Origin of the sequence: Jeongeupia wiesaeckerbachi, from assembly GCF_050916355.1 — a bacterium.
Lineage (GTDB): Bacteria > Pseudomonadota > Gammaproteobacteria > Burkholderiales > Chitinibacteraceae > Jeongeupia > Jeongeupia wiesaeckerbachi.
The window spans coordinates 558555-580423 of record NZ_CP136946.1; the positions used below are offsets into that span (position 1 = coordinate 558555).

Below are 21869 nucleotides of genomic sequence, written 5' to 3' on the forward strand. Positions count from 1 at the left end.
CGGGCACATTGCCCGACGTCCGGTACGCCTTATCCTTAGTCGCGGGTGAAGATCGCCGTGACCTTGTCGAGCTTGTCGAGCGCCTTGCCCGAACCGCGCACGACGCAGGTCAGCGGATCTTCGGCGACGATCACCGGCAGGCCGGTCTCTTCCATCAGCAGACGGTCGAGATCGCGCAGCAGTGCACCACCGCCGGTCAGCACCATGCCCTTGTCGGCGATGTCGGCGCCGAGTTCCGGCGGAGTCTGTTCCAGCGCCTGCTTCACTGCCGAAACGATCTGGTTCAGCGGCTCGGTCAGTGCTTCGAGGATTTCATTGCTCGAAATCGTGAACGAACGCGGAATCCCTTCGGCCAGATTGCGGCCCTTCACTTCCATCTCGCGCACTTCGGCGCCCGGGAAGGCCGAACCGATGCGTTTCTTGATTTCTTCGGCGGTGGTTTCGCCGATCAGCATGCCGTAGTTGCGGCGGATGTAATTGATGATCGATTCGTCGAACTTGTCGCCACCGACGCGCACGCTGCTGGCGTAAACGATGCCGCCGAGCGAGATCACGCCGACTTCGGTGGTGCCGCCACCGATGTCGACGACCATCGAACCGGTCGCTTCTTCAACCGGCAGGCCGGCACCGATCGCCGCGGCCATCGGTTCTTCGATCAGCTCGACCTTGCGCGCACCGGCGCCCAGTGCCGATTCCTTGATCGCACGACGTTCGACCTGGGTCGAACCGCAAGGCACGCAGATGACGATGCGCGGGGGCGAGCTGAACAGGCGGCTCGGGTTCACCTTTTTGATGAACTGCTTGAGCATCTGCTCGGTGATGGTGAAGTCGGCGATCACGCCATCCTTCATCGGGCGGATCGCGGTGATGCTACCCGGCGTGCGGCCGAGCATTTTCTTGGCTTCGGCGCCGACGGCCAGGATGGTTTTCTTACCCGACGGACCGCCTTCCTGCATGATCGCCACCACCGACGGCTCGTCGAGGACGATGCCCTTCGCTTGCATATAGATCAGGGTGTTGGCGGTGCCGAGGTCGATGGCGATATCGTTGGCGAAGTAACCGGAGAGAAGACCGAACATTAGTGTACTCGCAATGGTATTGGGGTCGTGTACATGGCGCCGGCAAGGCCGTCGCCAAAAGAATAGGATTTAAAGCCAGAACGGGCTGCGGGCGATAAGTTCCGCCGACGTTCGCGCCAGGGGCCAGCTTGGGTGAAACAAACCCGGCATGATACCCTAAGGCGCTGATGACCATAAGGACTTAGCAGGGGGAAAATGCTCATGTCTCTCTCCTTGGACGACGTACGGCGCATCGCCAAACTGGCGCGCATTGCCGTTACCGACACCGAGCTTGCTGCAACGCAACAACAGCTCAACAAAATCTTTACGCTGATCGAAGAAATGCGCGCTGTCGATACCACCGGCATCGCGCCGATGGCGCACGCGCAGGACGTCCATCTGCGCCTGCGCGACGACGCGGCCACCGCGCCCAACCGCCGCGAGGCCTTTCAGGCCATCGCTCCGGCCGTCGAAAACGGTCTCTACCTCGTACCGAAGGTGATCGAATGAGCATCAACACCGTGGCGCAGCACCTGCGCGAAGCCCAGCAGGTTCTCGAACGCGTGCTGGCCGACGATGCCTTCCTCGCCTCGGTCGACGCGGCAGCCCAGCTGCTGGTGGCCTCGTTCAAGGCCGGCGGCAAGGCGATCTCGTGCGGCAACGGCGGCTCGCACTGCGATGCGATGCACTTCGCCGAAGAACTCTCGGGCCGCTACCGCGACAACCGTCCGGCGCTGGCGGCGATCGCGGTCTCCGACCCGTCGCACATCACCTGTGTCGGCAACGACTACGGTTTCAACGACATCTTCTCGCGCTTCGTCGAAGGCCTCGGCCGCGACGGCGACGTGCTGGTCGGCATCACCACCAGCGGCAACTCGGCCAACATCATCCGCGCGGTCGAAACGGCCAAGGCGCGCGGCATGAAGGTGCTGCTGCTGATGGGCAAGGACGGCGGCAAGCTCAAGGGCCAGGCCGATGTCGAGATCATCGTGCCGCACTTCGGTTACGCCGACCGCATTCAGGAAATCCACATCAAGGTCATCCACACGCTGATCGACCTCGTCGAACAGGGCATGGGCTATCGCCCGGCCGATCCAGCCTGAGATACGCATCACCATGATTGAAAAATCGCTCAAGCAACTGTCGGGCATGCTGGCGGCCAAGGAAGTCTCGGCCGTCGAGCTCGCCACCGAATACCTCGGCCGCATCAAGGCCAACACCGCGCTGAATGCCTTCATCGCCACCGACGAAGCCAAGACGCTGGCGCAGGCACAGGCCGCCGACGCAGTCCGCGCCGCCGGCAATGCCGGCGTGCTGACCGGCATTCCGGTCGCGCACAAGGACATCTTCTGCCAGCAAGGCTGGGTTGCTTCCTGCGGCTCGAAAATGCTGGAGAACTTCGTCGCCCCCTACGATGCGCACGTGATCGAGCAATGCAATGCCGCCGGCCTCGTCACGCTCGGCCGCACCAATATGGACGAGTTCGCGATGGGCTCGTCGAACGAGACCAGCGCCTTCGGCGCCGTGCTGAACCCGTGGGACCGCAAGGCCGTCCCCGGCGGCAGCTCGGGCGGCTCGGCCGTCGCCGTCGCTGCGCGGCTGGCGCCAATCGCGACCGGCACCGACACCGGTGGCTCGATTCGCCAACCGGCAAGCTTCTGCGGCATCACCGGCATCAAGCCGACCTATGGCGCCGTCAGCCGTTTCGGCATGATCGCCTACGCCAGCTCGCTCGATCAGGGCGGCCCGTTCGGCAAAAGCGCCGAAGACTGCGCGCTGCTGCTGAACGTGATGGCCGGCTTCGACGAGCGTGACGCCACCAGCCTGCAGCACGACAAGGAAGACTACACCCGCGACCTCGACCAGCCGCTGGCCGGCCTGCGTATCGGCCTGCCACGCGAATACTTCGCCGAAGGCCTGGCTGCCGACGTGGCGAAAGCCATCGACGCCGCCGTCGCCGAATACAAGAAGCTCGGCGCAACCATCGTCGACATCAGCCTGCCGAACACCAAGCTGGCCATCCCGGCCTACTACGTGATCGCGCCGGCCGAAGCGTCGAGCAATCTGTCGCGTTTCGACGGCGTCCGTTACGGCCATCGCGCCGCCGACTACGACGGCCTGACCGAGATGTACGAGAAGAGCCGCGCCGAAGGTTTCGGCTGGGAAGTGAAGCGCCGCATCCTCACCGGCACGTATGTGCTGAGCCATGGCTACTACGACGCCTACTACCTGCAGGCACAGAAGATCCGCCGCATCATCGCCGACGACTTCCAGAAGGCCTTCGCCGACTGCGACCTGATCATGGGTCCGGTTGCACCAGGCACCGCATGGAATCTTGGCGACAAGAACGCCGATCCGGTCGCGATGTACCTCGAGGACATCTACACCCTCGGCGTCAACCTCGCCGGTCTGCCGGGCATGAGCGTACCGGCCGGCTTCGACGCGGGCGGACGGCCGATCGGCCTGCAGATCATCGGCAACTACTTTGCCGAGGCGAAGATGCTGAACGCCGCGCATCGCTTCCAACAGGCAACCGACTGGCATACCCGGGCACCCGCCCTTTAATCCGGCACGAGGACACGAATATGAAGTGGGAAGTCGTCATCGGGCTGGAAGTCCATACCCAGCTCACCACGCAATCGAAGATTTTTTCGCCGGCGAGCACGGCATTCGGCGCTGCGCCGAATACGCAGACCGCCGTTGTCGACATCGCACTGCCCGGCGCGCTGCCGGTGATGAACCGCGCGGCGGTCGATAAGGCCATCCAGTTCGGCCTCGCGATTGGCGCCAAGGTCAATCAGCGTTCGATTTTCGCGCGCAAGAACTACTTCTACCCCGATCTGCCGAAAGGCTACCAGATCAGCCAGTTTGAGCTGCCGGTGGTCGAGGGCGGTGCAATCACGATCAATGTCGACGGCGTCGACAAGACCATCAACCTGACCCGCGCGCATCTGGAAGAGGACGCCGGCAAGTCGGTGCACGAGGACTTCCACGGCCTGTCGGGCATCGACCTGAACCGCGCCGGTACACCGCTGCTCGAAATCGTTTCCGAACCGGAAATGCGTTCGGCCGCCGAAGCGGTCGCTTACGCCAAGGCGCTGTACAGCCTGGTAACGTGGATCGGCATTTGCGACGGCAATATGCAGGAAGGCTCGTTCCGCTGCGACGTGAACGTTTCTGTCCGCCCCGAAGGCCAGAAGGAGTTCGGCACGCGTCGCGAGGTCAAGAACCTCAACAGCTTCAAGTTCATCGAACAGGCGGTGAAGGCCGAGGTCCAGTACCAGATCGAACTGATCGAGGACGGCGGCAAGGTGCAGCAGGCGACGGTGCTGTTCAACCCGGATACCGGCGAAACCCGCGCAATGCGCAGCAAGGAAGACGCGCACGACTACCGCTACTTCCCCGATCCGGACCTGCCACCGCTGGTGATCGATGATGCCTGGATCGAACGCATTCGCAGCGAGCTGCCCGAATTGCCGGCGGCAATGCAGGTGCGCTTTGTCCAGCAGTACGGCATTCCGGCCTACGACGCGGCGACGCTGACCAGCTCGAAAGCACTGGCGGGCTACTACGAGGCAACGGTTGCCGCAGGCGCCGACGCCAAGCTCGCGTCCAACTGGATCATGGGCGACGTGTCGGCGACGCTGAACCGCGAAGAAAAAGACATCGCCGACGCACCGGTCTCGGCCGCCGCGCTCGCCGGCCTGATCAAGCGGATCAGCGACAACACGGTCAACAACAAGACCGCCAAGGATGTGCTGCGCAAGATGTGGGACGAAGGCGCCGTTGACGGCACGGCCGCCGACGCAATCATCGAACGCGACGGCCTGAAGCAGGAAACCGACACCGGCGCGCTCGAAGCCATCGTCGACGAGGTGATTGCCAATAACGCCAAATCGGTCGAAGAGTACAAGGCCGGCAAGGAAAAGGCGCTGAACGCGCTGGTCGGCCAGTGCATGAAGGCCAGCAAGGGCAAGGGCAATCCTGGCGTGCTGACCGAGTTGCTGAAGCAGAAACTCGCGTAATCGTCTGCGAGATGAAAAAAGCGGCCTGCGGGCCGCTTTTTTCATTGCGTGGCGCGGCCGACCAAGGCCAGCGCCGCGCTACCGGCAAGGCGTGCGAAACGCAGACACAAAGTACAGGAGGCCTGCACTACGCCGCCGCACGAGGATCAGGAATCGTTGCGCTTCAGCTCTTCGACCAAGTCGATGTACTGCTGCTTCGCGCCGTCGTTGCTCACGCCCTTGAGCTTGGCCCAGGCGTCGTACTTGGCCTGGGCGACGAAGTTGAGCGCGCCGGGGCGATCACCGCTGACGTCGCCTTCGCTCGCCTGCTTGTACAGCGCATACAGCTTGAGCTTGGTCTGCACGTCGGGGGCGTCGTTGAGCTTCACCACTTCATCCTGAGCGGTCTGGAACAGGCTGGCCAGATCGGACATGTAATCTCTCCTCTCAAATTTCAAACACACGTTTGAAAACACCAACGAGTATAGCGAGCGTTGTCCTGCTCCGCCAAGTCATCGATGCAAAAAACGCCCGTCATACGACGGGCGTTCCGATCAACTGGGCCGCCACGAAAGTCCCGCGTGGTGGCGCTGGCTAGCAAGGCGCGCAAAGCGCTGAAAGCACTAAGCCGGCAGCGCTAGCGGGCGCTCAAGCCGAATAGACGCACTTGCCCTTGACGAAGGTATAGCGTGCCCGCCCTTTCACCTCCATGCCGGCGAAGGGCGTGTTCTTGCCTTGGCTCTTGAGCGCATCGCGCGTTACCGCCCACGTCGCGTTAGGGTCGAACACGACGAGATCGGCGCGGCTGCCGACCTGCAGATCGGCGCTGAAGCCCAGCTTGGCGGCCGGCACGCTGGAGATCTTCGCCAGCGCAGCCGGCAAGGCGATCCGGTTGCGTTCGGCCCACGCCAGCGTCAGCGGCAGCAGCAGCTCGAGGCCGGTTGCGCCGCGCTCGGCCTCGGCGAACGGCAGCAGCTTGCCGTCGTCGTCGACGGGGCTGTGATCGGAGCAGATTGCATCGATCGTGCCGTCGTTCAGGCCGGCGACGATGGCATCGCGGTCGCGCACGCTGCGCAGCGGCGGGTCGAAGCGGTAATGGCTGTCGAAATAGCCGATATCGACGTCGGCCAGATGGATATGGTTGATATCGACGTCACACGTTAGCGGCAGGCCGTCACGCTTGGCGTCGCGGACCAGATCGATGCCGGCGCCGCTCGACAGCCGGGCGATATGGATGCGGCAACTGGTGGCGCGCATCAGCTGGACGATCTGCGCAATCGCGATCGTTTCGGCGATCACCGGAATGCCGGTCAGACCAAGGCGCGATGCATAGTCGCCGTCGTGGGCAACACCGTCGTTGACGAGGCTGGCCTCCTCCGGACGCAGGCGCAGTTCGAAGCCGAAAGTCGCCGCGTACTGCATCGCCCGGTACAGCACCTGCAGGTCGGCAATCGGCACATCGCCCTGCGAGAACGCGACGCAGCCGGCCTCGCGCAGCAGCAGCATCTCGGTGATTTCCTTGCCCTTGAGACCGACGGTCAGCGCCCCGACCGGATAGAGCCGTGCCAGATCGTGGTTCTTGGCGCGCTGGCGCAGCATGGTCACCAGACCCGGCTCGTCGAGCGGCGGATCGGTATCGGGCGGGCAGCAGATGCTGGTGACGCCACCGGCAACCGCGGCGGCCATTTCCGACGCCAGCGTCGCCTTGTATTCCTCGCCCGGCTCGCGCAGGCGCGCGGCCAGATCGACCAGGCCCGGCGCGACGATCAGCCCGCTCGCGTCGATCTCTTGCTCGACGACGAAACCGGCCGGCGCGGCATCGATGCCGACGATCTTGCCGTCGGCGAGATAGAGGTCGCCCTGACGGTCACTGCCGTTGACCGGGTCGATCAAGCGGCCGTTGCGGATGACGGTGTTCTTCATTGTTGCGCCCCCTGGCCGCGTTGATTTTCCGAAACGATGGCCATCACGGCGGTGCGTACGGCGATGCCGAAGGTGACCTGCGGCAGGATCACCGCCTGCGCGCCGTCGGCCACCGCCGAGTCGATTTCGACGCCGCGGTTCATCGGCCCCGGGTGCATCACGATGGCGTCCGGTTTGGCCAGCGCCAGTTTCTCCGGCGTCAGGCCGTAATACTTGAAGAACTCCTGCGTACTCGGCAGGAAGGCGCCGCTCATGCGCTCGTTCTGCAGGCGCAGCATGATGATGACGTCGACGTCCTTCAGCCCTTCGGCCATGTCGTGATAGACGTGGGCGCCGAGGCCTTCCATCCCGGTCGGGATCAGCGTTTTCGGGCCGATCACGCGGACCTCGGGGCAGCCGAGCGTCGTCAGTGCGTGGATGTCCGAACGTGCGACGCGCGAATGCAGGATGTCGCCGACGATGGCGACGCGCAGCTGGGTGAAGTCGCCCTTGAAGTGGCGGATCGTGTACATGTCGAGCAGTGCCTGCGTCGGGTGCGCGTGGCGGCCGTCGCCGGCGTTGACGACGGCGATGCCCGGCTTCACGTGCTGCGCGATCAGGTGCGCCGCACCCGATTGCGCGTGACGGACGACGAACAGGTCGGCGCCCATTGCCTCAAGATTGTGGATGGTATCGAGCAGCGTTTCGCCCTTGGCGGTGCTCGATGCCTGGATGTTCAGGCTGGTGACGTCGGCGCTCAGACGCTTGGCGGCGATCTCGAACGTCGTACGTGTGCGGGTACTGTTCTCGAAGAACAGGTTGAACACCGAGCGGCCGGCCAGCGTGGCGAACTTCTTGTTGCCGGCCTCGCCAGCGGCGATGTATTCGGCCGCGCGGTCGAGGATCTGCGTCAGGATGCGCTTGGGCAATCCCTCGGTCGTCAGCAGGTGGATCAACTCCCCCTGCGCGTTCAGTTGCGGGTTGTACATGATGCTCCCAGGAAGATGGATGCAAAGAGGCCATGCCGTCGCACCGGCCGCAGCCGGACGGCGCGCCAGTACACGGATGGGGATAGGGGAAATACCCGGGCTGGCCGGCCCGGCGGAACGGAGATTGCGAGCGGCGAACCTGGCCGGCGCACCGTCAGGCCACCCCGCCCTGTTCGCCACCCTGCTCGCGAACTTGCTCGCCACCCTGTTCGAAAAAGGCCTGCAGGATCTGCATTGCCGCGACCTGATCAAGCACCGGCTTCTGCCGGCGGCCACGCAGGCCGGTATCGTCGAGCGCCATCGACGCCGATTTCGACGTATAACGCTCGTCGACCAGCGTCACCGACACGCCGAAGCGGCCGGTCAGCCGGTTGGCGAACTTGCGGGCCAGCCGGCTCGCGAGTTGCTCCTCGCCGTCCAGCCCGAGCGGCAAGCCGACGACGCACAGCGTGGGTTGCCATTCCTTGATCAGCGCTTCGATCCGCACAAAACGCTTGTCGGTCTCGACGGTGGCAATGGTTTCCAGCGGATGGGCAATACCGAGTTCGGTGCTGCCCATGGCAACGCCGATGCGCGCCTCGCCGAAATCGAAAGCCAGAATCGTGCTCATTGGGTACATCCGACAAAATTTCGCCGAGCCGGCGTAGCGAGCGAGCGAAGCGCAAGGCGCAGCAGCACAGCAACCGGAATGGGCGTATTGCCCGTGAGGATTGCGAGCAGCGCACAACGCAGCGATTCGGTTGCGCAGTAGCCGGACCGGTGGAATTTCATGCGTGCCCGGCTTCGTCCGACAGCATTGCCACATCGATGCCCAGCAGTTTCAGCGCGGCGTCATAGCGTTCTTCGGCCGGCAGGGCGAAGATGATTTCCGGATCGGCTTCGACCGAAATCCAGCTGTTCTGGGCCAGTTCGGCCTCGAGCTGACCCGCTTCCCAGCCGGCGTAGCCGAGCGTGACGAACATCTTCTCCGGGCCACCGCCTTCGCCAACGGCGAGCAGGATGTCCTTCGACGTCGTCAGGCCCATCTCGTCCGACACCGACAAGGTCGACTGCCATTCGCCCAGCGGGGTGTGCAGCACGAAGCCGCGGTCGGTTTGCACCGGGCCGCCGAAACACACCGGCAGCTCGGCGACATCCGGGCGGTGCAGTTCGACGTCGATCTGTTCGAACAGCGTCGTCAGCGTCATGCCGACCGGCCGGTTGACGATCACGCCCATCGCGCCCTTGTCGTTGTGATCGCAGACAAAGGTCAGCGTCTTGGCAAAAATCGGGTCTGCCAGTGAAGGCATCGCGATCAGGAAGTGGCGGGAAAGGTCGAGGTCCATGGGGCAATTATCGCACAAGCGGGCGACCGCACGCAGGCCGTCCCTGCGTCGTGGCAAACGCTAGACTGGACAGGTCCGGGACTTTCGAATCGACCTTCATGTCTACCGCCCTCGTCTGGCTGCGCCGCGACCTGCGGCTTTTCGATCACGCAGCGCTGTTTCATGCGCTCAAACATCATGACCGCGTGATCCCGGCTTTCATTTTTGACCGGGACATCCTTGATCCGCTGCCTCGTGCCGACCGGCGGGTCGGCTTCATTCATGCGGCGCTGGCCGAACTCAAGGCCGAGCTGGTCGCGCGCGGTAGCGAACTCGTGGTTCGCCATGGCCGGCCGGCGGCGTGCATGCCGGCACTGGCACACGAATTCGGCGCCACGGCCGTCTATGCCAATCGCGACTACGAACCGGCGGCGATCGCCCGCGACGCCGGCATCGCGACGGATCTGGCCGCGGCGGGCGTCGGTTTCGAAACCTTCAAGGATCAGGTGATTTTCGAGCAGGACGAGATCCGGACGCAAGCCGGCGGCATGTACAGCGTATTCACGCCGTACAAGCGCGCCTGGCTCGCCAAACTCGACGAGTTCTACGTCCGCGCCTACCCGGTGCGGCCCTACGCGCACCGGCTGGCGTCGCTGCCGCCGCAACCGTGGCCATCGCTGGCGGACCTCGGCTTCGAGCAGGGCGATGCGCCGGTGTTGCCGGTCGGCTGCAGCGGCGGTGAAACGCTATTCAACGATTTTTGCACCCGCCTCGACCGCTATCACGAGACGCGCGACTATCCGGGTATCAAGGGGCCGTCCTACCTGTCGGTCCACCTGCGTTTCGGCACCGTGTCGATCCGCGAACTGGCCGGCCACGCCTGGCGCCAGGGCGGCGCCGGTGCCGAGACCTGGCTGTCCGAGCTGTGCTGGCGCGATTTCTATCAGCAGATCCTCTGGCACCGGCCCGACGTGGTCGAGCACGCCTTCCGCCCCGAGTACGATGCCTTGCCGTTTCCGAACGACAAGGCGCTGTTCGCCGCCTGGTGCGAGGGCCGCACCGGCTATCCGCTGGTCGACGCGGCGATGCGCCAGCTGAACCGCACCGGCTATATGCACAACCGGCTGCGGATGATCGTCGCCAGCTTTCTGGTCAAGGACCTGCTGGTCGACTGGCGCTGGGGCGAGCGCTATTTCGCCGAAAAGCTGCTCGATTTCGACCTCGCCGCCAATAACGGCGGCTGGCAGTGGGCGGCCAGCACCGGCTGCGACGCCCAGCCCTGGTTCCGCATCTTCAATCCGGTCACGCAGTCGGAAAAATTCGACCCGGACGGCCGTTTCATCCGCCGCTACTGCCCGGAGCTGGCGGCGCTGGGGCCCGATGCGATTCATGCACCGTGGCTGGCGCACCCGCTCGGGCTGCGGGAGGCCGCGGTGCGCATCGGCGTCGACTACCCGGCGCCGGTGATCGACCATGCAAAACAGCGCGAGCTGGCGCTCGCGCTGTTCAAGGCCGGCCGCTAGGCCGGCGCAGCAGTCCGCGATCAGGCGGCGAGCTGGATCACATTGTGCTTTTGCAGGAAGCGCGATGCCTGGCCAGCGGCACCGAACGCGACATAGCGGTCTTCGCAGACCTTGCGCATCGCGGCGATGGCCGGCTTCAGGTAGGCGCGCGGATCAAAATCGGCCGGATTGGTCGCAAAATGCTTGCGGATCGCGCCGGTCATCGCCAGTCGCAGGTCGGTGTCGATGTTGATCTTGCGTACGCCGAAGTAGATCGCCTTCTGGATTTCCTCGACCGGCACGCCCCAGGTCGGCTTGAGTTCGCCGCCGTACTCGCGCAGTTCGGCCAGCAACTCCTGCGGCACGCTCGAGCTGCCGTGCATCACCAGATGGGTGTTCGGGATCGCGATGTGGATCGCGCGGACCCGGTCGATCGCCAGCACTTCGCCGGTCGGCGGCTGCGAGAACTTGTATGCACCGTGGCTGGTGCCGATGGCGATCGCCAACGCATCGACGTCGGTAACGGCGACGAAATCGCGCGCCTGCGCCGGATCGGTCAGCAGCTCGTCGTGCGACAGCTTGCGGTCGGCGCCGACGCCGTCCTCGGCCTCGCCCATGCCGGTGTCGAGCCGGCCCAGACAGCCGAGTTCGCCCTCGACCGACACGCCGCAGGCATGCGCCATTTCGACGACCTGACGGGTGACGCCGACGTTGTAGTCGTAGTCGGCCGGGGTTTTGCCGTCGCTCATCAGCGAGCCGTCCATCATCACGCTCGAAAAACCGAGCTTGATCGCGGTCATGCACACGGCCGGGCTGACGCCGTGATCCTGGTGCATCACGATCGGCAGGTTCGGATAGCTGGCGACGGCGCCTTCAATCAGCTGCTTCAGGAAGGTCTCGCCGGCATACTTGCGGGCACCTGCGCTGGCCTGCAGGATCACCGGGCTGTCGGTCGCCGCAGCGGCCTGCAGGATCGCCTGCACCTGTTCGAGGTTGTTGACGTTGAACGCCGGCACGCCGTAACCGTTTTCGGCGGCGTGATCGAGCAGGGGGCGTAATGCGACGAGGGGCATGGGGTCTCTCCGGTGGCGGCAGCAAAGGCCGTGTTGCATTGCATCACGTCCACTCTAGCCCGCCGTCATGCCGGACCCAATCGGGAGATTCGGCATTCGGGATACGCCCATTCGGGAAAGCACTAAAACCAGTCGCGGCCTTCTCGACTGGTCTGTGCGCACAAAATCCCTTATCGATCAGCAACTTGCAAAAACAGACCGCAATCGAAGCAGACCAGTGACTACGGTTTTGCGGCCGGTAAAACCTCGTAACGTGCACCGCCCATGCCGTCGGCGGTAAACGCAACCTCGACCGGGAAGGTCTTGCCGCACGCGGAGAACAGCCATTTTTCCTGCCAATGGCCGGCGATCAGCTTGTAGCGCACCGGCGGCTTGAACTCGAGCGTCAGGTACTGCGCGTCGGCGAGCGGCGCGGCGATGCGCACGTCCTTGAGCGCCAGATTCTCGTCGATGCACTGAGCCTTGCGCGCCGCCGCCTCGAGCTGCTGCCCCAGTGCCGCGTCGTTGATCACGTCACGGCGCAGCTTCAGCGAGGTCAGCGAATCATTGGCTTTCAGCGGGACAACCCAGTCCTTCTTGCCGGCTTTTTCAAACCACATCGCCACCTCGTCGTGCGGCACGCCGCTGACGCTGCCGGCCAGCTCCTGGGCGATCGCCTGCACCGCCTCGGCCTGACCGGCTTCGGCGGCCCGCCACAGCCATTCGGCCGCGCGACGGTCGTCGCTGCGCGCCGACAGCGGCCGTGCCGCCAGCGCCTTGTAGCGGTCGGCATCGAGCTTGCCGTCGGGCTTGATCAGGCCGTCGGTGACCCGGCTGGCCAGACTGGCCGACAACAGCAGCTGCGCGTCGACATTGTCCTTTTCCGCCAGCGGCGTCAGCACCCGGATCGCCGCGCCGACGTCGGCCTCGGTGCCCAGGCCGCGCTGATACAGCTGGGCCAGCTGGATGCGCGTCCAGTCCGTGGCGCTGCCGTCCTTGACGTCGGCACTGGCCGACGCAAACGCCAGCGCGTAGTCATGCTTGGCCAGCGCCGACTCGACGACGCTCTCGGCGGCCTGCGCGCCGACACTCGCGCAGCACAGTGCCGCGATGATCCATTTGTTCATGCCACATCCTTGCTCGGCGGCCCCGGCAGCGGGGCCAGCTCTAGATAAAAAAACGCCGGTCCATCGACCGGCGTTGATCATAACCGAGGCAGCGCTACTGCGTGACCAGCGGCAGAGAGACGCGTATCGGCGCCGGATAAACGCGACCATCGGCGTAGGTGATCTTCACGTCGATGCTGTTGTTGCCGTCGGGCAGCGCCGGCAGGACGACCGCACCGTTGCGCTGGCCATCGTAGTCATGCACCACGCGCTGGATCCGGTGCACCATCACGCAACGACCGTCCGGGTTGCTCCAGTCGCACGGATCCATCGCCGCTGAAACGTCGAACACGTCACCGTCGAAATACAGCTGGCCGTTGATCGTTACCGTCACGCGCTTCATCCAGGAGTCCGGATGATCGACGCGCTGCTGCAGATAGACCGCCGAAGGCCGCTTCTGGTCGTCAAACAACAGGTCGATGATGGGCTGCTGGCCTGGCAGGGCCATGAAATCGCCCTGTGCCTTCAACTGCTCGTCGATGCCACCGACAATGTCGACCTCAACCGGCTCGCTCAGCCGGCAATCGCCGGTATTGAGTGGCGTACGGCTGCACAACTCGACCCGGAAGCGGTGCTTGCCGGTCCACAGGCCGCGGTAGATATTGCTGTGCCGATAGAGTGGCGGCTGGTGAACAGCCAACCATTCGGGGTCTCCCCCGGAGACCGTGTATGCGTCGTCGTAGACGTGCCAGTACCACGCGTTCTGCCAGTTGGTCGACTGCCAGTTGAAGCTGACGCTGTCGCCGTTGACAACTGGCGCCTCGAGCACGGCCAGATTGGTCGGCTCCGGCACAGGGCTCGGCGTTGGTGCAGGGGTCGGCGAATGGCAATCGCCGGGCGTGGGCGTATATGGCGTGGGGGTCGGCACCGGGGTCGGTGCCGGAATCGGCGTCACCGAGCCGATTTTCTCCCACGCACCCCATTCGCTACTGCCCGGCACCTCGTTCTGGGTCCACCATTTGGCACGGTAGCGGTAGCCGAGGTACACGACCTCGTCGCCCTGCTGGTAGACGCCGTTCGCCGACCATCCAAGGCCGCGGTTCTCCAGCCGCCACGCACCGCTACTGCCGTCGGGTGCGTCGTTCTGGTTCCACCAGTTGGCGACATAGACCTTCCACTGGTAACTGACCCGCTCGCCGGCCTGATACGACACGTCCGGATACCAGTTGGCCTGGACAGGAACCACGGAAGGCGCCGGCGTCGGGGCAGGCGTGGCCCCGGGATACTGGGGATAGGTAACCGGTGTCGGCGATGGTGTGGGCGGTGGCGGGGCGCATGCCAGCGCCTGGGTGGCGCTCAGTGTCAGCAACAGTAGTGCCGGCGAAATCAGGGTATTCGGCTTCATCTTGTCTCCTTGTCGTTATGCGGCCGTCATCGACGGCCGCCACCAATCTGGGTTGGCGATTACGCAAGGCGCAAAAAAAAACCGGCGCGCGGCCGGCTTTTGCTGAGGGACGGCGATCAGCCGCGCTGCGCGAGAATCTCGACCGCTGGCAAGGCCTTGCCTTCGAGAAACTCAAGGAATGCGCCACCGCCGGTCGACAGGTAGCTGACCTGATCGGTGATGCCGTATTTGGCCACCGCCGCCAGCGTGTCGCCGCCACCGGCGATCGAAAACGCCGGGCTTGCGGCGATCGCCCTGGCGATGGTCTCGGTGCCGTGGCCGAACTGATCGAATTCGAACACGCCCACCGGGCCGTTCCAGACGATGGTGCCGGCGTCGGCCAGCAGACCGGCGATCCGCGCCGCCGACTCAGGGCCGATGTCGAGAATCATGTCGTGCTCGCCGACCTTGGATACCGGCTTGACGACCGCCGCCTCGGCCGGGTCGTGGCGCTGGCCGACGACCACGTCGGTCGGCAACGGCACGTCGCCACCCCGGGTGTGGAGCTTGGCGATCACCCGGCGGGCCTGATCGACCAGCCCGGTTTCGACCAGCGACTTGCCGACCGGCAGCCCCGCCGCCAGCAGGAAGGTATTGGCGATGCCGCCGCCAACGATCAGCCGGTCGACCTTGTCGGCAAGCGATTCGAGCAAGGTCAGCTTGGTCGATACTTTTGCCCCGCCAACGATGACCACCAGCGGCCGCGCCGGCGCCTGCAAGGCCCGGCCGAGCGCATCCAGCTCGCTCGACAGCAGCAAGCCGGCCACGGCCTGCGGCGCGAATTTCGCGACCGCGTGCGTCGATGCCTCGGCGCGATGCGCCATGCCGAAGGCATCGTTGACGAAGACATCGCACAGCGCCGCGTACTGCCGGCCCAGCGCCTCGCTGTTCGCCGCCTCCCCGGGCGTGGTGCGGACGTTCTCGAGCAGCACCAGTTCGCCCGGCCGGATCTGGTAGCCCTGCCAGTCGGCGATCAGCGGCACGGTGCGGCCGAGCAGCTCGCCGATGCGCCGGGCAACCGGCGCCAGCGAGTCGGTCGGCCCGCATACGCCTTCGGCCGGGCGGCCCAGATGGCTCATCGCAATCACGCCGGCGCCGGCCCGCAGCGCCGCGTGTATCGTCGGCAGCGACGCACGGATGCGCGTGTCGTCGCCGATGACGCCGTCGTATATCGGCACATTGAGGTCGGCCCGGATCAGTACCCGGCAACCGTCCAGGGCGAGATCGGTCAGCTTGCGGAGGGCCATGGTTTTTTTCCTTGATCGGGCATTGCAGCGCGAAGCGGCCGCAGACAATTTGCCGACCTTGTCAGACGGCGCGGACGGGCCGTTGGCGGGCGGTTGGCGGGTTTAGAATCCGGGGGTCAAAAATACTAGCACAGCGTTTTCCCGCCATGACCGATGTCCCGCCACTCCTGCGCAACCGCAATTTCCTTTTCGTCTGGCTGGCCAGCATCCTCGGCAACCTCGCCCTCGCGGTGGCGATGCTCGCCGAGACCTGGTACGTCGTGAAGACGCTCGGCGCCAAGGAAGACCTCGGGCTGGTGATGATCGCCGGTTCGGTGCCGCGCATCGCGCTGATGGCGATCGGCGGCGTCGTTGCCGACCGGATGCAGCGCAGCCGGATCATTTCGCTCTCGCTCGGCCTGCGCGTGTTCGCCGTGCTGTCGCTGGTCGGCCTGCTGCATCTGGGCATGCTCGACATCTGGGCAATGACCTTGTTCGCCTTCGTCTACGGCGCGCTCGATGCCTTCTTCTGGCCGGCGCGCGATGCGCTGCTGCCGGGCATCGTCGCCGAACGCGACCTGATGCGGGCCAACTCGATCATGCTGACGACCAACCAGATCGGCCTTGTGTTCGGCCCGGTGCTCGGCGGCGTGCTGCTGGCGACGCTGAGCTATGAATGGGTGTTCACGCTGACCGCCGCGCTACTCGCCGTCGGCGTCGGCTTCACCGTGCTGGTACGCGAGGCCGCGATGCCGGTTCACCATGCGCGTCGCCACCTGCTGACCGAGTTGAAGGAAGGCCTGCACTACGCGCTGCAGACGCCGGCGTTGCGCTCGCTGATGATCATCTACGCCATCGCCAACCTGCTGTTCATGGGGCCGCTGGGGCTGGGTATTCCGATCATCGTCACCGACCACCTCGACGGTCAGGCCAGCACGTTGTCGTATCTGCAGAGCGCGATGGCCGCCGGCATGGTCGTCGGCGGCACGCTGCTGACGCTGTTCCCGCCGACGAAAAAACGGCTGATGATCATCATCGTGGTGATCGTGCTCGAAGGCATCGTGCTCGGCGCGCAGGCGTTCACCGGCTGGATTCCGCTGGCGATCCTGCTGCAGTTCCTGCTCGGCATGGGCGTGGTCAGCAACAATGTGCCGATGATGTCGGTGCTGCAGCAATACACCGAACGCAGCAAGATCGGCCGGGTGATGAGCCTCAATACCATCGCATCGATGGGGCTGTCGCCGATCTCGTACGCGATGGTCACCGCGCTGCTGGCGCTGCACGTCGACATCCGCATCATCATGCCGGCCTTCGGGCTGACGATGGCGGTGCTGATGATCGTCATCGCCGCGCGAACGCCAACGGTGCGCACGCTGGACTGACAACACCCTGTCTGCGTGTATGCTGGCGCTTTCAGCCCCGGAGCGCGCATGTATACCGACGACGACCTGACCGATGCCGTAGCGGCCGGCATCCTCAGCCAAGACACCGCCACCGCCTTCCGCGACCACGTCTCGGCACGCCGGCATACGCCGGTCGCCGACGAGGAACAGTTCCGGCTGATCACCGGCTTCAACGACATCTTCGTCGTCATCGCCTGCGTACTGCTGCTGGTGTCGGTGTCGTGGATCGGCGGCGCCGCCACACCACTGCTTGGCGCGCTCGCCTCGGCGGCAACCGCCTGGGGACTGGCCGAGTTCTTCGTCCGCCAGCGGCGGATGGCCTTGCCGGCGATCGTGCTGCTGCTGGCGTTTGCCGGCAACGTGTTTTCGGCCGGGCTGACACTGGGCGGCATGGTTGCGGCAGGCCGGCCAGATCAGCTGTTCGACAATGCGCCGGGCGTCATCGCCTTCGCCAGCCTGCTCGCCGGCGCAGCAACGTGGCTGCACTGGCGGCGCTTCCAGGTGCCGATCACCATCGCCTGCGGCGCCGCCGCCGCCGTGGCCTGCGTCATCGCGCTGATCCGCGCGACGATTCCCGCCGTCGAAAACGCAATGACCCCGTTGCTGCTGCTCGCCGGCCTGGCGGTGTTCGCCTTCGCCATGCGCTGGGACGCCAGCGATACGACGCGCCAGACCCGCCGCTCGGACGTCGCATTCTGGCTGCACCTGCTGGCAGCACCGCTGCTGGTCCACCCGGTTTTCCTGTCGCTGGGCGTGACCGACGGCAACGTCGGCATCCCGCAGGCCGTCGCCGTCGTCGTGCTCTACGTCGGCATCGCGCTGGTGTCGCTGTGCATCGACCGCCGCGCGCTGATGGTCTCGGCGCTCGGCTACGTGCTGTACGCGTTCAGTGCGCTGCTCAAGCAATACGGCGTCGTCAGCCTCGGCTTCGCCACGACCGCGCTGTTGATCGGTGCGGCCTTGCTGCTGCTGTCTGCGTTCTGGCAGCCGAGCCGGGCGCTGCTGATCGGTCAATTGCCAGTGGCACTGCAACGCCGGCTGGCGCCGGTACGGTAAACCGTATTCGTATCGGCCTGGAGAAAAGCATGACCACGACCATCCGCCGCCTGCTGCCCGCCGATGCGGCCCGCGTTCACGCACTGCGCCTCGCCGCCTTGCAAGACACGCCATCGGCATTCGGCTCTAGCCACGCCGAAGAGCAAGCCATGCCGCTGATCCATACCGAGAACAGGCTGGCACCGTCGGCGGATCGCGGTCTGTTTGGCGCCTTCGACGGCGATGAGCTGGTCGGCATGGTCGGACTGGGGCGGGAGAATCCGGCCAAGCTGGCGCACAAGGCCATCGTCTGGGGGATGTACGTCGCGCCCGGCTACCGGAGCCGCGGGCTGGGCAAGGCGCTGCTGGCCGAGACCCTTACGCTGGCACGCGGCGTCGCCGATGTCCGCCAGATCAATCTGTGCGTTAACGCCAGCAACACCGCGGCGCGACGCTTGTACGAGTCGGCCGGCTTCGAGGCCTACGGCCACGAAGCCGACGCCCTGCAGGTCGATGGCGAGCTGCACGACGAAATCCTGATGCGCCTGGCGCTCGTCAGCCGCTGAGTCACGCGACGGCGACGGACACGGCCCCCGGTTCGCGTGCGAAAGCCATCAAGCCTAACTACCGCCACCGGCAATCGTCGTCCAGCGCCCGCCCTGCGCGTGGCTTTGCAGCACCGCGTCGATGAAGCGGTGGCCCGCCAGACCATCGTCGACCGTCGTCAGCCAGCTTGCCACTGCGGGGATGGGATCGCCGGCGTCGATGGCGGCGATCTGCAAGGCGGCGTCGGCATAGAGCTGGGCGAAGGCTTCGAGATAGCCCTCGGGATGGCCGGCCGGCACACGGCTGGCGTGCGCCGCGACCTCGCTGTCGGCACGGCCCCGGGTAATGCACCCGGCGTAGCCGGACTGCGGTGTCAGCCACAATTCGTTCGGCCGCTGCTGATCGAAAGACAGACCGGCCTTGCTGCCGTAGACCCGCAAGGTCAGCGCATTCTCCTCGCCACTGGCGACCTGACTGGCCCACAACATACCGCGTGCGCCATTGGCGTAGCGCAACATCATTTGCACATGGTCGTCGATGCGCCGGCCGGGCACGAAGGTGTGCAGCTCGGCGGCCAGCTCGCTGGGCAGCATGCCGCTGACAAAGGCGGCCAGTTGATAGGCATGGGTGCCGATATCGCCAAGGCAACCGGCCGGCCCGGCCCTGGCCGGATCGGTGCGCCAGCCTGCCTGCTTGTTGCCGGCCTGTTCGACCGGTTCGCTCAGCCAGTCCTGCGCATATTCGACCTGGACGATGCGGATGTCGCCCAGCTCGCCGGCAGCGACCAGCGCCCGGGCGTGCCGCACCAGCGGGTAGCCCGAATAGGTGTGCGTCAGCGCGAACAGCCGGTTTTTGCTGCGGGCCAGCGCGGCCAGCGCCTCGCCCTCGGCCAGCGACATCGCCAGCGGCTTGTCGCAGATCACATGGATGCCCGCTTCGAGAAAGGCCGTCGCCACCGGCGCGTGCAAATGGTTGGGCGTGACAATGGCGACGACGTCGATGCCGTCGGCACGTGCCGCCTCCAAGCGCGCCATGTCGCGAAAATCGGTATAGCTGCGCGCCGGATCAAGCCGCAAATCGGCGGCGCTGGCCGCCGCGCGCGCCGGATCGCTCGACAAGGCGCCGGCGACCAGTTCGTAGGCGTCGTCGATCCGCGCCGCCAGCCGGTGCACCGCGCCGATATAGCCGCCCTGCCCGCCGCCGACCATGCCCAGCCGCAAGCGTCTGCCCCTCATCGTCATCTCAAGCTCCGTCCAGACCCAGCAGCGCCCTGAGCCGCGCGGCGTCGAGCCCGCTGCTGGCGAAATCGTCGAAGGCGCGATCGGCAACGCGAATGATGTGGCGGCGTATGAAGTCCGCGCCTTCGCGGGCGCCGTCCTCGGGGTGCTTGAGCGCGCACTCCCATTCGAGCACGGCCCAGCCCGGATAGTCGTACTGCGCCAGCTTGGAAAAAATGCCGACAAAATCGATCTGCCCGTCGCCAAGCGATCTGAACCGCCCGGCGCGCTCGACCCAGTCGCTGTAACCGCCATAGACCCCCTGCCGGCCGCTCGGGCGGAATTCGGCGTCCTTGACGTGAACCGCCCGGATGCGCCGGTGATAGAGGTCGATGAAGGCGAGGTAGTCGAGCTGCTGCAGCAGGAAATGGCTGGGGTCGTACAGGATGCAGGCGCGCGGATGATCGCCGACGGCGGCCAGAAAGCGCTCGAAACTGACACCATCGTGCAGGTCTTCACCGGGGTGCAGCTCGAAGCAGCAATCGACGCCGCATTCGTCGAATGCATCCAGAATGGGCAGCCAGCGCCGCGCCAGCTCGGCAAACGCAGCGTCGACCAGCCCGGCTGGGCGCTGCGGCCACGGATAAAGATAGGGCCAGGCCAGCGCGCCGCTGAAGCTCACATGCGCCGACAGCCCCAAGCGTTGCGACGCCCGCGCCGCATCGTGCAGCTGCGACACCGCCCACGCGGTGCGCGCCGCCGGATTGCCGCGCACTGCCGCCGGCGCAAAGCCGTCGAACAGCGCATCGTAGGCCGGATGCACCGCGACGAGCTGGCCTTGCAGATGCGTCGACAACTCGGTGATCCGCAAGCCGTGCCGCGCGACGGTTTCGCCGATCTCGTCGGCATACGCCTGGCTTTGCGCCGCACGCGCCAGATCGATCAATCGCGGATCGGTCGGCAGCTGGATGCCGGCGTAAGCAAGGCCCGCCGCCCACGCACACAGGTGATCGAGCGTGTCGAACGGCGCACGCTCGCCCAGGAACTGGGCCAGGAAAATCGCCGGGCCCTGTATGGTTTTCATCGCGACCTCCTGCGCCGGCCGGCACTCAGAACGGCGAGTTCGGGAAGTAGAACTGCTTGGCGTTGTCCTTGGTGATCAGCACCGACGGAATGATGGTTTTCGCCGGCAGCTTTTCACCCTTGAGCCGCGCTTCGGCGGTCAGCTTGATCGCGTCGTAGATGAACTTGGGCGAGTACGACACATTGGCCTGGATGCGCTTGTCGCTGCCGTCGATCAGCGTCTTGATCGAGCCCTTGGCGCCGGCGCCGCCGAACACCAGCTTGATGTCCTTGCGCTTGGCCTGATCGATGGCCTTGAGCACGCCGACCGACATGTCGTCGTCGGCCGCCCAGACGGCATCGATGTGCTTGAAGCGCGTCAGGAAATCCTGCATCACCTTGAACGCATCGTCGCGGTTCCAGTTGGCGTACTTCGCGTCGAGCACCTTGACGCCCGGCGTCGCCGACAGTGCCTTGGTGAAGGCGTCGTAGCGCTCGTTGTCCAGCGTCGTCGGAATACCGCGCAGCGCGACAATCTCGCCCTTGCCGCCGAGCGCCTTGCCGATGTATTCGCCCGGAATCCGCCCGAACGCCGTGTTGTCGCCGGCCACATAGGCATCCTGCGCGCTGGTGTCGGTCAGGCCGCGATCGACGACGGTCACGTAGATGCCCTTGTTCTTGACCTGGCCGACCGGCTGGGTCAGCGAGGCCGATTCAAACGGAAAGATCACCAGCGCGTTGATCTTGTTGACCGTGACCAGATCCTGCAGCTGGTTGGCCTGCTCCGGCGCGCCGCCGGCCGTTTTGACGATGATTTTCAGATCCGGATGCTTTTTTTCCAGCTCCTTCTTCGCCTCGTTGGCCCACCAGACGATGCCGCCGGTAAAGCCGTGCGTGGCCGCGGGAATGGCCACGCCGAGCGTGACCTTTTCCGCGGCCCCGGCCGCGCCGAAAGCCAGCGCAAGCGCCGCAGCGCCGATCAGGTGCGTAAAGCGTTTCATGATGCTCTCTCCAGAAGG

At 65.4% G+C, this 21869-nt stretch carries 20 protein-coding genes and 1 pseudogene; 8 read left to right on the forward strand and 13 right to left on the reverse strand.

Annotated features, from left to right (window positions below):
- Window positions 1-35: 35 nt before the first annotated feature.
- Window positions 36-1079, reverse strand: coding sequence for a rod shape-determining protein (locus R0382_RS02805; protein WP_070530477.1), 1044 nt, complete (start codon window positions 1077-1079; stop codon window positions 36-38).
- A gap of 201 nt (window positions 1080-1280) precedes the next feature.
- Here R0382_RS02805 and gatC point away from each other — a divergent pair, with 201 nt between their 5' ends.
- Genes gatC through gatB form a run of 4 tightly spaced genes read left to right on the forward strand, consistent with a single transcriptional unit; the run spans window position 1281 to window position 5083 of the window.
- Window positions 1281-1568 (forward strand): Asp-tRNA(Asn)/Glu-tRNA(Gln) amidotransferase subunit GatC, encoded by a 288-nt coding sequence (gatC, locus tag R0382_RS02810; RefSeq protein ID WP_432722118.1) that lies wholly within the window; start codon window positions 1281-1283, stop codon window positions 1566-1568.
- A complete protein-coding gene (gene lpcA, locus R0382_RS02815) occupies window positions 1565-2161 on the forward strand; it encodes a D-sedoheptulose 7-phosphate isomerase (protein ID WP_432722120.1) in 597 nt (198 codons plus the stop codon). The genes gatC and lpcA overlap by 4 nt, the downstream gene beginning before the upstream one ends.
- Window positions 2162-2174: 13 nt before the next feature.
- On the forward strand, window positions 2175-3623 hold the full coding sequence (gene gatA, locus R0382_RS02820; RefSeq protein ID WP_432722122.1) for an Asp-tRNA(Asn)/Glu-tRNA(Gln) amidotransferase subunit GatA: 1449 nt from the start codon (window positions 2175-2177) through the stop codon (window positions 3621-3623).
- Between the two features lie 20 nt (window positions 3624-3643).
- On the forward strand, window positions 3644-5083 hold the full coding sequence (gene gatB / locus R0382_RS02825; protein ID WP_432722124.1) for an Asp-tRNA(Asn)/Glu-tRNA(Gln) amidotransferase subunit GatB: 1440 nt from the start codon (window positions 3644-3646) through the stop codon (window positions 5081-5083).
- A gap of 146 nt (window positions 5084-5229) precedes the next feature.
- Here the strand turns inward: gatB and R0382_RS02830 are convergent, their stop codons facing one another.
- The 5 genes from R0382_RS02830 to R0382_RS02850 all read right to left on the reverse strand — a co-directional run bounded on the left by R0382_RS02830 (window position 5230) and on the right by R0382_RS02850 (window position 9278).
- Window positions 5230-5496, reverse strand: a complete 267-nt coding sequence (locus R0382_RS02830) for an acyl-CoA-binding protein (protein WP_432722125.1) — start codon at window positions 5494-5496, stop codon at window positions 5230-5232.
- Between the two features lie 214 nt (window positions 5497-5710).
- Complete coding sequence (locus R0382_RS02835; protein ID WP_432722126.1) at window positions 5711-6985, reverse strand: dihydroorotase; 1275 nt, start codon at window positions 6983-6985, stop codon at window positions 5711-5713.
- On the reverse strand, window positions 6982-7953 hold the full coding sequence (locus R0382_RS02840) for an aspartate carbamoyltransferase catalytic subunit (RefSeq protein WP_432722128.1): 972 nt from the start codon (window positions 7951-7953) through the stop codon (window positions 6982-6984). Before R0382_RS02840 ends, R0382_RS02835 begins: the two co-directional genes overlap by 4 nt.
- Window positions 7954-8107: 154 nt before the next feature.
- Window positions 8108-8563 carry a Holliday junction resolvase RuvX gene (gene ruvX, locus R0382_RS02845; protein WP_432722130.1) on the reverse strand — a complete coding sequence of 152 codons (456 nt, stop codon included), beginning with the start codon at window positions 8561-8563 and terminating at the stop codon, window positions 8108-8110.
- A gap of 157 nt (window positions 8564-8720) precedes the next feature.
- Entirely contained in the window at window positions 8721-9278 is a 558-nt protein-coding gene (locus tag R0382_RS02850) for a YqgE/AlgH family protein (RefSeq protein ID WP_432722132.1), read from the reverse strand.
- A gap of 98 nt (window positions 9279-9376) precedes the next feature.
- Between R0382_RS02850 and R0382_RS02855 the strand changes: the two genes are divergently transcribed.
- The gene (locus R0382_RS02855; protein WP_432722134.1) at window positions 9377-10780 is read left to right on the forward strand and encodes a cryptochrome/photolyase family protein; all 1404 of its coding nucleotides are present in this window, start codon (window positions 9377-9379) and stop codon (window positions 10778-10780) included.
- Between the two features lie 59 nt (window positions 10781-10839).
- Here R0382_RS02855 and fba read toward each other — a convergent pair.
- From fba to R0382_RS02875, 4 genes and pseudogenes are all read right to left on the reverse strand, one after another.
- Window positions 10840-11832, reverse strand: a pseudogene (gene fba / locus R0382_RS02860) (class II fructose-bisphosphate aldolase); the annotation flags it as partial.
- 221 nt (window positions 11833-12053) lie between these two features.
- On the reverse strand, window positions 12054-12938 hold the full coding sequence (locus R0382_RS02865) for a hypothetical protein (RefSeq protein ID WP_432722135.1): 885 nt from the start codon (window positions 12936-12938) through the stop codon (window positions 12054-12056).
- A gap of 94 nt (window positions 12939-13032) precedes the next feature.
- Window positions 13033-14322, reverse strand: a complete 1290-nt coding sequence (locus R0382_RS02870) for a carbohydrate-binding protein (RefSeq protein WP_432722137.1) — start codon at window positions 14320-14322, stop codon at window positions 13033-13035.
- A 116-nt stretch (window positions 14323-14438) separates the two neighbouring features.
- Window positions 14439-15608: a phosphoglycerate kinase gene (locus tag R0382_RS02875; RefSeq protein ID WP_432722138.1), complete on the reverse strand. Its 1170-nt coding sequence runs from the start codon at window positions 15606-15608 to the stop codon at window positions 14439-14441.
- 146 nt (window positions 15609-15754) lie between these two features.
- Between R0382_RS02875 and R0382_RS02880 the strand changes: the two genes are divergently transcribed.
- The 3 genes from R0382_RS02880 to R0382_RS02890 are packed head-to-tail and all read left to right on the forward strand — an operon-like array spanning window position 15755 to window position 18591.
- A complete protein-coding gene (locus R0382_RS02880; RefSeq protein WP_432722140.1) occupies window positions 15755-16969 on the forward strand; it encodes an MFS transporter in 1215 nt (404 codons plus the stop codon).
- Between the two features lie 48 nt (window positions 16970-17017).
- Entirely contained in the window at window positions 17018-18046 is a 1029-nt protein-coding gene (locus R0382_RS02885) for a hypothetical protein (protein ID WP_432722142.1), read from the forward strand.
- Between the two features lie 29 nt (window positions 18047-18075).
- Window positions 18076-18591: a GNAT family N-acetyltransferase gene (locus tag R0382_RS02890; protein ID WP_432722144.1), complete on the forward strand. Its 516-nt coding sequence runs from the start codon at window positions 18076-18078 to the stop codon at window positions 18589-18591.
- A 54-nt stretch (window positions 18592-18645) separates the two neighbouring features.
- Here the strand turns inward: R0382_RS02890 and R0382_RS02895 are convergent, their stop codons facing one another.
- Genes R0382_RS02895 through R0382_RS02905 form a run of 3 tightly spaced genes read right to left on the reverse strand, consistent with a single transcriptional unit; the run spans window position 18646 to window position 21851 of the window.
- Window positions 18646-19806 (reverse strand): Gfo/Idh/MocA family protein, encoded by a 1161-nt coding sequence (locus tag R0382_RS02895; RefSeq protein ID WP_432722146.1) that lies wholly within the window; start codon window positions 19804-19806, stop codon window positions 18646-18648.
- A 7-nt stretch (window positions 19807-19813) separates the two neighbouring features.
- Window positions 19814-20872 (reverse strand): sugar phosphate isomerase/epimerase family protein, encoded by a 1059-nt coding sequence (locus tag R0382_RS02900; protein ID WP_432722147.1) that lies wholly within the window; start codon window positions 20870-20872, stop codon window positions 19814-19816.
- 25 nt (window positions 20873-20897) lie between these two features.
- Window positions 20898-21851, reverse strand: coding sequence for a substrate-binding domain-containing protein (locus R0382_RS02905; RefSeq protein WP_432722149.1), 954 nt, complete (start codon window positions 21849-21851; stop codon window positions 20898-20900).
- Window positions 21852-21869 lie beyond the last annotated feature (18 nt).